9 protein-coding genes are annotated in these 12881 nt (G+C 73.5%); all 9 read left to right on the forward strand.

What is annotated here, in order from left to right:
* The 9 genes from asnB to D1J60_RS02475 are packed head-to-tail and all read left to right on the forward strand — an operon-like array spanning position 1 to position 12881.
* The gene (asnB, locus tag D1J60_RS02435; RefSeq protein WP_125595066.1) at positions 1–1935 is read left to right on the forward strand and encodes an asparagine synthase (glutamine-hydrolyzing); all 1935 of its coding nucleotides are present in this window, start codon (positions 1–3) and stop codon (positions 1933–1935) included.
* Between the two features lie 19 nt (positions 1936–1954).
* Positions 1955–4156: a bi-domain-containing oxidoreductase gene (locus D1J60_RS02440; RefSeq protein ID WP_125819938.1), complete on the forward strand. Its 2202-nt coding sequence runs from the start codon at positions 1955–1957 to the stop codon at positions 4154–4156.
* Positions 4153–6135: an alginate lyase family protein gene (locus D1J60_RS02445; protein WP_125819939.1), complete on the forward strand. Its 1983-nt coding sequence runs from the start codon at positions 4153–4155 to the stop codon at positions 6133–6135. Before D1J60_RS02440 ends, D1J60_RS02445 begins: the two co-directional genes overlap by 4 nt.
* A 16-nt stretch (positions 6136–6151) precedes the next feature.
* On the forward strand, positions 6152–7702 hold the full coding sequence (locus tag D1J60_RS02450) for a right-handed parallel beta-helix repeat-containing protein (protein ID WP_125823819.1): 1551 nt from the start codon (positions 6152–6154) through the stop codon (positions 7700–7702).
* Complete coding sequence (locus tag D1J60_RS02455; protein ID WP_125819940.1) at positions 7695–8933, forward strand: O-antigen ligase domain-containing protein; 1239 nt, start codon at positions 7695–7697, stop codon at positions 8931–8933. Before D1J60_RS02450 ends, D1J60_RS02455 begins: the two co-directional genes overlap by 8 nt.
* Before the next feature lie 2 nt (positions 8934–8935).
* Complete coding sequence (locus tag D1J60_RS02460; RefSeq protein ID WP_125819941.1) at positions 8936–10207, forward strand: glycosyltransferase; 1272 nt, start codon at positions 8936–8938, stop codon at positions 10205–10207.
* Positions 10208–11443 (forward strand): class I SAM-dependent methyltransferase, encoded by a 1236-nt coding sequence (locus D1J60_RS02465; protein WP_125819942.1) that lies wholly within the window; start codon positions 10208–10210, stop codon positions 11441–11443.
* The gene (locus D1J60_RS02470; RefSeq protein WP_125594691.1) at positions 11440–12237 is read left to right on the forward strand and encodes a glucose-1-phosphate cytidylyltransferase; all 798 of its coding nucleotides are present in this window, start codon (positions 11440–11442) and stop codon (positions 12235–12237) included. The genes D1J60_RS02465 and D1J60_RS02470 overlap by 4 nt, the downstream gene beginning before the upstream one ends.
* Complete coding sequence (locus D1J60_RS02475; protein WP_125819943.1) at positions 12234–12881, forward strand: PIG-L deacetylase family protein; 648 nt, start codon at positions 12234–12236, stop codon at positions 12879–12881. Before D1J60_RS02470 ends, D1J60_RS02475 begins: the two co-directional genes overlap by 4 nt.

Raw genomic sequence — 12881 nt, forward strand, 5'->3', positions numbered from 1 at the left:
ATGTGTGGCATCGCAGGCACGTACCGGTGGCCGGACGGGAAGGCCGTGACCGACCGGCTCACGGAGACCCTCGCCCACCGCGGTCCGGACGGGGCGGGCCGCTACGGCCACCCCGTCGGTGACGGGGAGGTACAGCTGGGGCACCGCCGGCTGGCCATCATCGACCTCTCGGAGACCGGCGCCCAGCCGATGGTCTCGGACGGGCTGGTCCTCACGTACAACGGCGAGCTGTACAACGCCCCCGAGCTGCGTGCCGAGCTGGCGGCCGCCGGGGTGCGCTTCCGCGGCACCTCCGACACCGAGGTGCTGCTGGAGGCGTGGCGGCGCTGGGGCACGGACTGCCTGCCCCGGCTGCGCGGCATGTTCGCGTTCGGGGTCTTCGACGAGCGGACCGGTGAGCTGGTGCTCGCCCGCGACCAGCTCGGCATCAAGCCGCTGTTCCTGCTCCGGCGCGGCGGGGGCCTGGTGTTCGCCTCGGAGCTGAAGGCGCTCGCCGCGGCGACCGGGGGCGCGCTGGAGGTGGACCACGCGGCGCTGGTGGCCTCGCTGCTGTACTACTGGGTGCCGGACTCGCGGTGCGCGTACCGCGGGGCGGAGAAGCTGCCGCCGGGGAGCTGGCTGCGGTGCGGGCCGGACGGCAGTGTGGAGCGCGGCCGGTACTGGAACCTCAGGGACGTCGCGGCCGAGGGCCGGGAGCGGGCCCGGGCCGGTGAGCTGCCCGATCTGGCGGCCATCGTCGAGGAGTCCACCCGGCGGCACCTGCTCTCCGACGTGCCCGTGGCGACCTTCCTCTCGGGAGGCCTCGACTCCAGCTACCTGACCGCCCTGGCCGCCCGCCACCAGCCGGGGATGTCCGCCTACACGATCGGGTTCCGGGCCGAGGACGCCAGGTTCGAGGCGATGCCGGACGACCTGCGCCACGCCCGGACGGTGGCCGAGCGGTTCGGCGTCGACCTGCACGAGATCGAGATCGCCCCGGACGTGCTCGACCTGCTGCCGCGGATGACGTACCACCTGGACGAGCCGATCGGCGACCCCGCCGCGATCAACACCTTCCTGATCTGCTCGGCCGCCCGGGAGGCCGGGGTCAAGGTGATGCTCTCGGGGATGGGTGCCGACGAGCTGTTCGCCGGCTACCGCAAGCACCTGGCCAACGTGCTCGCGCTGCGCTACCAGCGCGTGCCCGGGCCGCTGCGGCGCGGCCTGTCCGCAGCCGTGGACCGGCTGCCGGTCGCCTCCGCCAGCCGGGGGTACCGGTCGGTGCGCTTCGCGAAGCGGTTCCTGTCCTTCGCCGATCTTCCGGAGGAGACGGCCTTCCGGCGCAGCTACACCATGTACGATCGCGGCGAGCTGCTCGACCTGATCGATCCGGACCTGGCCGGGACGGTCGACGACGTACTGACCGAGCACGCCGACGTGTACGAGGACAACGACCTCGACGACTTCGTCAACCGCATGTGCCTGGGCGACTCCCGGATGTTCCTGCCGGGTCTGAACCTCGCCTACACGGACCGTTCCAGCATGGCCGCGTCGACCGAGGTGCGCGTTCCGTACGTGGACGTCGAGGTGGTCAAGGCCGCGTTCACGTTCCCCGGGGACCGCAAGATCGCCGGACGGCAGGGCAAGGCCGTCCTCAAGGAGGCGGCGGCCTCGGTCCTGCCCCGGGAGATCGTCTACCGGCCCAAGGGCCTGTTCAGCGCCCCGTTGCGCGCCTGGATGAGCCGGGACCTGGCGCCGCTGGTCCGCGAGGTCATCCACGACGGCGAGCTGGTCCGCTCCGGTTTCCTGCGCCGCGACGCGCTGGCGCGGATGGCCGCCGCGGACGCGGCCGGGCAGCAGGACTTCTCCAAGCACCTGTGGCACGTACTGACCCTCGAGTACTGGTACCGCGGCGCGACCTCCGGGTCCGGTCAGAGCGCCGGGTTCACGGCTTAGAAATTCCAGAGGAGTTCGGGTGAAGCAAGTCGTACAGAACTACAAGACCGGTGAGCTGGCGGTGCTGGACGTGCCGGTGCCGGGGTGCAAGCCGGGCGGGGTGCTGGTCCGTACCGCATACTCGCTGATCTCCACCGGGACCGAGCTCATGAAGGTGTCCGAGGCCGGCATGTCGATGCTGGGCAAGGCCCGTTCGCGGCCGGACCAGGTCGCCAAGGTCATGCAGAGCGTGGCCGTCAACGGGGTGCCCGCCACCTACCGCAAGGTGATGGGCAAGCTGGACTCGTACACGCCGCTGGGCTACTCGCTGTGCGGGGTGGTCGAGCAGGTCGGCGCCGGGATCGACGACGTGGCGGTCGGTGACGTGGTGGCCTGCGCGGGCAACGAGCACGCGCTGCACGCCGAGTTGAACTGGGTGCCGAAGAACCTGTACGCGCGGGTGCCGGACGGTCTCGCACCGCGGCACGCCGCCTTCGGCACGGTCGGGTCGATCGCGATGCAGGGCGTGCGCCAGGGCGAGCCGCAGCTCGGCGAGGTGGCGCTGGTGATCGGCCTCGGGCTGATCGGGCAGCTGGTGGTGCAGCTCCTCACCGCCTCGGGGGTGCGAGTCGTCGGCGCCGACCCGGACCCGGCGCGCTGCGAACTCGCCGAGCGCCTGGGCGCCGCGGCCTGCGGCGACCCCGGGTCGGCCGCCGTGGAGGCCGCCGTCGCCGAGCTCACGGACGGCCACGGCGTGGACCAGGTGTACCTGGCGGCCGGCGGCGGCAGCAACCAGCCCGTCGAGCTGGCGGCGCACCTGTGCCGGGACCGCGGCAGGGTGGTGGACATCGGCAAGTGCCGGCTGGACCTGCCCTGGAACGCGTACTACGAGAAGGAGCTCGACGTCCGGTTCTCCCGCAGCTACGGCCCCGGGCGCTACGACCCGGAGTACGAGCTCGAAGGGCGGGACTACCCGATCGGCTACGTGCGCTGGACCGAGCGCCGCAACCTGGCGTGCTTCCTGGACCTGGTCGCCCGCGGCAAGGTCGACGTGGATCCGCTGGTCTCCCACATCGCCGACTTCGACGACGCCGTGGAGACGTACCGGAGCCTGAAGGAGGGCGAACTCAAGGCCGTGGCGGTGCTGTTCCGCTACCCGGGGCAGGAGCGGGAGGCGCAGCCGCCGGTGGTGTCCGTGCCCGCGGTCAGGCGCCCCGCCGAAGGGGTGTCCGCGCCGTCCCGGGCGGCCGGGTCGCCGGTGCGCCTCGCGTTCGTCGGCGCGGGGAACTACGCCACGTCGATGCTGCTGCCGCACCTGTCGGAGCGCGACGGCGTCGAACTCGCCACGGTCGTCACCACGACGGCGCTGTCCGCGGCCAACGCGCAGCGGAAGTTCGGCTTCGCCGAGGCGACCACCGACCTCGACGCGGTGCTCGGCGACAAGTCCGTCGACGCGGTGTTCGTGGTCACCCGGCACAGCTCGCACGCCGAACTGACCCGGCAGGCTCTGCTGGCCGGCAAGGCGGTGTTCGTGGAGAAGCCCCTCGCCCTCACCGAGGACGAACTGGCCGGTGTCCTCGCGGCGGTGGAGGAGTCCGGCAACGACCGGCTCCAGGTGGGCTTCAACCGCCGCTTCTCGCCGCTGCTCCAGGAGGCCCGCAAGCGCTTCGGTGCCCGGACCGGCCCGGCGAGCCTGCGCTACCTGGTCAACGCGGGCCGGCTCCAGCACGGCAGCTGGTACCTCCAGCAGGGCACCGAGGGCTCGCGGTTCGCCGGCGAGGGCGGGCACTTCATCGACACGGCGAGCTGGCTGCTGGGCGCCGACCCGGTCTCGGTGTACGCGACGGCCCCGTCCGGCAACGAGGACCTCCAGGTCGTGCTGCGCTACCCGGACGGCTCCACCGCCACCATCAGCTACGTCACCACCGGCGCGCCCGGCTTCCCCAAGGAGACGCTCGACCTGGTCGCGGACGGCAAGGTGCTGCGGCTGGACGACTTCGTCCGCGCCTCGGTGTACTTCGAGAAGGGCACGGCCGGGCGCAAGAAGTGGGTCAGCTCGCGGCTGCCCCAGGCCCGGGACAAGGGCCAGCTCGCCGAACTGGCCGCGTTCGTCCGGGCCGTGCGGACGGGCGGACCGATGCCGGTGCCGCTGGAGTCGCTGGTCGCCACCACGGCGGCCACCCTCGCCGTGCAGGCGGGCCTGGCCGGCGGCGTGCCCGTGACGCTGGCGGACGGCCGATGAGCATGAGCGCGGGCTGGTACCTGCGGAGGCTGTCCCGGATGGGGCCGCAGGAGGTCGGCGGACGGGTGGGCGACACGGTGCGCAGGCGGCGGTGGCGGTCGGCGCCGCCGGACGCCCCGGCCGTGGGCGGCGCCCGGTTCACCGCGGTGCTGCCCGCGGGGACGGCCGACGCGGTGCCGCCGGACGCGGCCAAGCGGCTCGTCGCGGAGGCGGACCGGCTGATGGCGGGGCACGGCACGTTCTTCGGGGTGGACCGCGACGACCTGGCCGACCCGGACTGGTTCCTCGACCCGAAGACCGGGCGGCGGGCGCCGGAGGGCTACGCCTTCGACGTGCCGTACCGGGACGAGGAGGCGGTCGGGGACATCAAGCAGATCTGGGAGCCGTCCCGGCACCAGTACCTCACCGTCCTCGCCGCCGCGTACGCGGTCACCGGGGACGAGCGGTACGCCGAGCGGGTGGCGGCGCACCTGCGGTCGTGGTGGGCGGCCAACCCGCCGCTGCGCGGGGTGCACTGGACCAGCGGCATCGAGCTGGGGATCCGGCTGCTGTCCTGGGTGTGGGTGCGCCGGCTGCTCGACGGCTGGCCGGGCGCGGCCGCGCTGTTCGAGGGGAACCCGGTGGCCCGGGAGCAGGTCTGGCACCACCAGCGCTGGCTGGCGGCGTTCCCCAGCCGGGGTTCGTCGGCGAACAACCACGTCATCGCCGAGGCCGCCGGGCAGTTCGCCGCGGCCTGCGCGTTCGGCTGGTTCCCCTCCTCGGAGCGCTGGCGGTCCGACGCGCTGCGGTCGCTGGAGCGGCACCTGCGCGGCAACACCTTCCTCTCCGGCCTCAACCGGGAGCTGGCCTCGGAGTACCACGGGCTGGTGCTGGAGCTGGGCCTGGCCGCGCTGGCCGAGGCGGACGCCGCCGGCGTGCCGGTGCCGGCGTCGGTGCGGCTGGTGCTGCTGCGGATGACCGACGCGCTCGCGGCCGTGGTGGACGGCCGGCTGCGGCCGCCGCGCCAGGGGGACTCGGACGACGGGCACGGCCTGGTCGTGGACGGTGCGGGCACCGACCGCTGGGGGTCGCTGCTGGCCACCGGGGACGCCGTGTTCGGCCGGCTCGGCTGGTGGCCGGAGGTGACCGGCACCGATGTGCGCACCGCGCTGCTGGCCGCGCTCGTGCGGCCCGGCGCGCCCGCGGTGAGCCGCCCGGCGAGCCGTCCGGTCCACTTCCCGGACGCCGGCATGACGGTGCTGCGCGATGCCGGGGGTGCCGGGGAGCTGTGGGTGCGCTGCGACGGCGGTCCGCACGGCTTCCTGTCCATCGCCGCGCACGCCCACGCGGACGCGCTGTCCGTGGAGGTGCGGCACGACGGGGTCGACGTCCTGGCCGACCCGGGGACGTTCTGCTACCACGGGCAGCCCGAGTGGCGGCAGTACTTCCGCTCGACACTGGGGCACAACACCCTCCAGCTGGACGGCGGCGACCAGTCCGACTCCGGCGGGCCGTTCCTGTGGACGCGGCACGCCCAGACCCGGGTCCTGGTCGCGGACACCTCCGATCCGGGGGTGCTGCGCTGGTGCGCCGAGCACGACGGCTACCGGCCCTCCGTGCACCGGCGCCGGGTGGAGCTGGTGACCGGCCGCCGGGAGCCGGTGACCGGACGCCGGGAGGTGCGGCTGGTCGACGAGGTGAGCGGCCCGCGCCGGGCCGTGCGGCTGGCGTTCCACCTCGGCCCGGCGGTCACCGCGGAGCTGGAGGGCGAGCGGGCGGTGCTCACCTGGAGCCGGGACGGCGAGGACCGCTCCGCGGTGCTCGACCTGCCCGGTCAGCTGTCCTGGCGGGCGCACCGCGGGGAGACGGGCCCGCCGCTGGGCTGGTACTCGGCGGGATTCGGGCGCAAGGAGCCGGCCACGACGCTGGTCGGCACCGGCTTCGCCGACGACGCGGCGGTGTCGGGCGGGTTCGTCACCGTGCTCGGGTTCGACGACTAGGCGGAGGGGGGTGGTCCTGGTGACGAAGTGGCGGAAGTGGGCGTGGCCGGCTGTGCCGGCGGCGCTGGTCGTGCTGGCGGCGGCCGGCTGTGACGGGGGTCCGGGCGCCCCGGCGGACAAGCCGGGCGGCGCGCCGTCGGCGTCGGCCTCGGCCGGCGCGGGCACGGCCGCGGCCGCGCGGGTGTGCGCGAGCCCCGCGGCCGGGCCGGCGCAGGCGCCTGCGGGCGCGGTGACGGTCGACCCCGCGGTGGCCGGCGATCTCGCCGCGAAGACCAAGAACAGCCCCCCGAAGACCACGTTCTGGCTCCTGCCGGGCACGCACCGGCTCGAACCGGACCGCTTCGCCCAGGTCATCCCGAAGGAGGGCGACAGCTACGTCGGGGCGCCGGGCGCGGTGCTGGACGGCGGCAGGACCAACCAGTACGCGTTCGGCGGCGCGGCCCCCGACGTCTCCATCCGCCACCTGACCGTGCAGAACTTCGTCGCGCCGCCGGACGAGGGCGTGGTCAACCACGAGTCGGCCGACGGGTGGGTGATCGAGCACGCGACCGTCCAGGACAACTCGGGTGCGGGGCTGATGGCCGGCGCCCGCCAGCAGGTCCGCGCGAGCTGCCTGAGGAACAACGGCCAGTACGGGATGAACGCGTACAAGGGCGGCGGGCCCATCGGCGGGCTGGTGGTCGAGGGCAACGAGATCACGGGCAACAACAAGGACGACTGGGAGCGGCGCAAGCCGGGCTGCGGCTGTACCGGGGGCGTCAAGTTCTGGGCGGTCAACGGCGCCGACGTGCGGGGCAACTGGGTGCACGACAACCGCGGGGCCGGGTTGTGGGCCGACACCAACAACAACGACTTCCGCATCGAGGACAACGTCCTGGAGGCCAACGACGGCGCCGCGCTGATCTACGAGATCAGCTACAACGCGGTGATCCGGAACAACGTGATCCGGAAGAACAACTGGGTCGAGGGCCGCAGGTCCGCCGAGCGGGGCGACGACTTCCCCTTCGCGACCGTCTACCTGTCCGAGTCGGGCGGCGAGCCCCGGGTCCGCGCCCGGACGGACCGGATCGAGGTCTACCGCAACGTGCTGGAGAACAACTGGAACGGCATCACCCTGTGGGAGAACGCCGACCGGTTCTGCAACAGCCCGGCCAACACCTCGTCCGGGGTGTGCACGCTGCTGGTGGACCGCCCCGACCGCTGCTCGGCGCCGGGGATCTCCGGCGCGCCGCTGTACGCCGACTGCCGCTGGAAGACGCAGCGGGTGGACATCCACGACAACCGCTTCGTGCTGGACACGTCCGTCGTCGACTGCACCGCGAAGTGCGACCGCATGGCGGTGCTGGCCAACTACGGCACCTACCCGGACTGGTCCCCGTACCAGGGCGAGCAGGTGGCGCAGGACGTCTCCCTCAAGCAGCAGAACCGCTGGCACGACAACGTCTACGTCGGACCGTGGAAGTTCGTCGCCCACGACCCGAGCCGGGTGCTCGACTCCGGCCAGTGGCAGGGGCCGCCGTACCAGCAGGACCAGGGCAGCACCTTCGGCCCGCGGGCCGGTGGTTGAGGTGGGCGAGAAGAGGATCGTCGGGATCGTCTGGGGACTGCTGATCCTCAACACGCTCGGATCGGCGGGGGCGAAGACCATCATCCCGCTCCCCCGGTCGCTCATCCAGATGGCCACCATGGGCGCCCTGGTCGCCGCCTTCGTGCTGGCGCTCTCGGTCAACCTGCGGCTGCGCGTCCGGCCCAGCGCCTACGTGTTCCTGCTCACCCTGCTGCTGGTGCCGAGCGTGATCTCCAGCGCCCATCTGGAGTCCGGCTTCGGCGCGTTGTTCCGCTGCGCCCGGCTGGCCCTCTTCATCGGGACGCTGTGGCTGCTCACCCGCTGGTGGGACGGCGGCCTGACCTTCGTGCGCCACCACATCCGGCTGTACCTCGCGGTGCTCGGGTCGGTGGCCGCGGGGCTGCTCGTCTCGCCGGGTGCGGCCATGCCCGACCTCTACGGCGGGCGGCTGGTCGGCGCGCTGTGGCCGCTGACGCCGCCGCAGATCGGGCAGTACGCCGCCGTGATCATCGGGCTCACCGTGCTGCTGCTCCTGGGCCGCAGGACCGACCGGGCGGGCGCGGCGGTGGTGATCGTGCCGTCGCTGGTCCTGCTCGCGCTGACCCACACCCGGACGGCGACGCTCGGCCTGTTCACCGGGCTGGCGCTGGCGATCGGCTCGCTGATGCTGACCAGCTCCGCCGCCCGCCGGTTCTTCGCGTGGGCGGTGCTGATCGCGACGGTGGCCGCGGTCGGGTTCGCCTCCGCGCTGCAGGCGTGGTTCCTGCGCGGGCAGAGCCAGGAGAACTTCTCCAACCTCACCGGCCGGGCCAAGGTGTGGGACGCCCTGCTGGCGGCCCCGCGGTCGGCCTCGGAGGAGCTGTTCGGGATGGGCCTGGGCGACAAGTCGTTCGGCGGGCTGCCGATCGACAACAGCTGGCTGGCCGTCTACAACGAGCAGGGGCTGACCGGCACCGCGATCGTGGCGGCGGTCTTCGTCGTCCTGGGCGGCGTCGCGCTGCTGCGGCCACCGTCGCTGGAGCGGGCCTGCGCGATCTTCCTGATCAGCTACTGCGCCATCGCCTCGTACACCGAGGCCGGGCTGGGCGACGCCTCGCCGTACCTGCTGCACCTGGCCGTGGCCGCCTCGCTGCTGGCGGCGCCGGCCGGGGCCGGGCCGCTGCCGGCGGCCGGCGGCCCCGCACGGCGCGTCCCCGTCCCCCGATGGACCCCGAACCGGGAGGTGACCTGACCATGCGCGTCCTCGTGGTGCACAACCGCTACGCCTCGGCGCAGCCGAGCGGGGAGAACAACGTCGTCGACCAGGAGGTGGAGCTGCTGCGGGCGGCCGGCCATCGGGTCGAGCTGTTCGAGCGGCGCAGCGACGACATCGGCGCCATGTCCCTGCCGGCCAAGGCGGCGCTGCCGCTGCTGGTGCCGTGGCACCCGGGGGTCCGCAAGGAGCTCGCCGCCCGGCTCCGCGCCGTCCGGCCGGACGTGGTGCACGTCCACAACGTCTTCCCGCTCCTGTCGCCCGCGGTGCTGGCCGCCTGCGCCGACGCCGGCGTGCCCGCCGTGGCCACGCTGCACAACTACACCCAGGTGTGCCCGCCCGGCACGCTCCAGCGGGACGGGCGGCCGTGCACCGAGTGCGTCGGGGCGACGCCGCTGCCCGCCGTCCGGCACGGCTGCTACCGGGGTTCCCGGGCGGCGACGGTGCCGCTGGCGGTCAGCCTGTCGGTGAACCGGCGCCGGTGGTGGTCGGGGGTGGAGCGGTTCCTGTGCATCTCCGCCGCGCAGCGCGAGGTCCTGGTGCGGGCCGGCATGCCGGCCGGGCGGCTGGCGGTGAAGCACAACTTCGTGCCCGAGCCCGGCGTCCGCCGGGAGGGCGCCGGGGAGCAGCTGCTCTACCTGGGCCGGCTGGCGCAGGCCAAGGGCGTCCGGCTGCTCATGGCGGCGTGGGACGAACTGGCCGCGGACGGCGGGGTGGGCGTACCGCTCGTGATCGCCGGCACGGGGCCGCTGGAGGCGGAGGTGACCGCCTGGGCGGCGGGCCGGGACGACGTGCGCTACGCCGGCCTGTACGACCCGGAGCAGTGCCGGCGGGCCGTCGCCCGGTCGGTGGCCGTGCTGGCCCCCTCGACCTGGCTGGAGGCGTTCGGCCTGGTGGTCGTGGAGGCGATGGCGGCGGGGGTGCCGACCGTGGCGGCCGGCCACGGCGCCTTCACGGAACTCGTCGAGGACGGGGTGACCGGCCTGCTCCACCGGCCGGGCGACTCCGCCTCGCTGGCGTCGTGCATACGGCGGATCGCGGCGGATCCGGTCCGCAACCAGGAGATGGGGCGGGCGGGCCGGAGCCGTTACGAGCAGGGGTTCAGCCCGCAGGTCGGGCTGGAGCGCCTGCTGGAGGAGTACCGGGCCGCCATCGCGGCCCGGTCCGGCGGCGGGGAGGTCCCGCCGCCGGTCGGGGAACAAGGGACTGGCTCGCGGCGGGGCACCCCGCCGCGGGCGGGATGGGGGCAGTAGATGACACGATGCCGACTCTGCGGTTCGGCGGCGCTGGCGAGCGTCGTCGACCTGGGGGCGACCCCGCCGTGCGAGAGCTTCCTCGCCGCGGACCAGCTGGACCTGCCGGAGCCCGCGTACCCGCTTCACCTGCGGGTCTGCACGGACTGCTGGCTGGCGCAGATCCCCCCGCTGATCACGCCGGAGGAGACGTTCAAGGAGTACGCGTACTTCTCCTCCTTCTCCACCTCCTGGGTGGAGCACGCGCGGACGTTCGTCGCGGACGCCGCACGGCGGGTGGGGCTGGGCCCGGACTCCTTCGTGGTCGAGGTCGCGAGCAACGACGGGTACCTGCTGAGGCACGTGGTGGACCGGGGGATCCGCTGCCTGGGCATCGAGCCGTCGGTGAACGTGGGCGCCGCGGCGCGTGAGGCGGGCGTGCCGACGCTCACCGAGTTCCTGGACCCGGCCACCGGGGCCGCCGTCCGCGCCGAGCACGGGCCCGCGGACCTGGTCGTGGCCAACAACGTGTACGCGCACATCCCGGACGTGGTCGGGTTCACCCAGGGGCTGCGCTCCCTGGTCGCCGACGACGGCTGGGTGTCGATCGAGGTGCAGCACCTGCTGACCCTGATCGAGGAGAACCAGTACGACACGATCTACCACGAGCACTTCCAGTACTACACGGTGGCGTCCGCGGCGCGGGCACTGGCGAGCGGTGGACTCTCGCTGGTGGACGTCGAGCTGCTGCCCACGCACGGCGGCTCCATCCGGCTGTGGGCGCGGCCGGCCGAGGCGGCCGGGGAGCCGACCCGGAGGGTGGCCGAGGTACTGGACCGGGAGAAGGCGGCCGGGCTCCAGGAGCTGTCCGGGTACGCGGAGTTCTCCGCCCGGGTGGCCAAGGTGCGCCGGGACCTGCTGCGGTTCCTCATCGAGGCGGCCGAGCGCGGTGAGCGGGTCGTCGGCTACGGCGCCCCGGGCAAGGGCAACACGCTGCTCAACCACTGCGGCGTCCGGCCCGACCTCCTCGCGTACACGGTCGACCGCAACCCGTACAAGCACGGCAGGTTCACCCCGGGCACCCGGATCCCGATCCTGGCGCCCGAGCAGATCGCCGCCGACCGGCCGGACTGGGTCCTGGTCCTCCCGTGGAACCTGCGGGCGGAGCTGGTCGAGCAGCTGTCCTTCGTGCACGAGTGGGGCGGCCGCCTGGTCTTCCCCATCCCGGAACTGAGCATCGTCGAGGTGAAGTCGTGAAGGTCGTACTGTTCTGCGGCGGCTACGGGATGCGGATGCGCAGCGGGGCCGCGGACGACGTGCCCAAGCCGATGGCGATGGTCGGCCCCCGGCCGCTGATCTGGCACGTCATGCGCTACTACGCGCACTACGGGCACAAGGAGTTCATCCTGTGCCTGGGCTACGGCGCCCACCACATCAAGGACTTCTTCCTCAACTACGAGGAGACGACGTCCAACGACTTCGTCCTGCGCGGCGGGCGGACCGAGCTGCTGTCCACCGACATATCCGACTGGACGATCACGTTCGCGCAGACCGGCGTGGAGTCGCCGATCGGGGAGCGGCTGCGCCGGGTGCGCCACCACCTGGACGGCGACGAGATGTTCCTCGCCAACTACGCCGACGTGCTCACGGACGCGCCGCTGCCGGAGATGATCGACCGGTTCTCCCGGCGCGACGCCGGCGCCTCGATGACGGTGGTGCCGCCCCAGTCCTCGTTCCACTGCGTGGACCTGGGTGAGGACGGCCTGGTGGGCGGCATCACGCCGGTCAGCGAACTGCCGCTGTGGGAGAACGGCGGCTACTTCGTGCTCCGCCAGGAGGTCTTCGACCACATCCCGGAGAACGGGGACCTGGTCGCCGACGGCTGCGCCGCGCTGGCCAAGCGGGGCCGGCTGGTGGCGCACCAGCACCGGGGCTTCTGGAAGCCGACCGACACCGTGAAGGAGCGGGCCGCGCTCGACGAGGCGTACGCCCGCGGCGACCGGCCGTGGGCCGTGTGGGAGCGGGACGGCGCCGGGGCGGGTACCGCGTGATCAAGCTCAGTGCCGGGCGCGTGGACCGGATCGTCGCGGTCGGCGCGCACTGCGACGACATCGCCATCGGCGCCGGCGGCACCCTGCTGACCCTGTGCGGGGCCCGGCCGGGCGTCCAGGTCGACGCGCTGGTGCTCTCCGGCGGCGGCGGCGAGCGGGAGCAGGAGGAGCGGGCCGCGCTCGCCGCGTTCTGTCCGGGCGCCGACCTGCGCCTGACGGTGCTCAAGCTGCCCGACGGCCGGATGCCGACGCACTGGGACGAGGCCAAGGCCGCGGTGGAGGAGCTGCGCGGGCGGACCGATCCCGATCTGATCCTCGCCCCGCGGACCGACGACGCGCACCAGGACCACCGCGGTCTGGCCCGGCTGGTGCCCACCGCGTTCCGCGACCACCTCGTGCTCGGCTACGAGATCGTCAAGTGGGACGGCGACCTCGGCCGTCCGTCGGCGTACCAGCCGCTGTCGCCGGAGACGGCCGAGCGGAAGGTGCGGCTGCTGCAGGAGCACTACCCCTCGCAGCGGCACCGCCCCTGGTACGACCGGGAGGCCTTCCTCGGGCTGGCCCGGATCCGCGGCATCGAATGCCAGGCGCGCTACGCCGAGGCGTTCGCCGTCACCAAACTCACTCTGAACCTGGGGGATTGA

The sequence above is a fragment of the Streptomyces sp. W1SF4 genome (assembly GCF_003950035.1).
Classification (GTDB): Bacteria; Actinomycetota; Actinomycetes; order Streptomycetales; family Streptomycetaceae; genus Streptomyces; species Streptomyces racemochromogenes.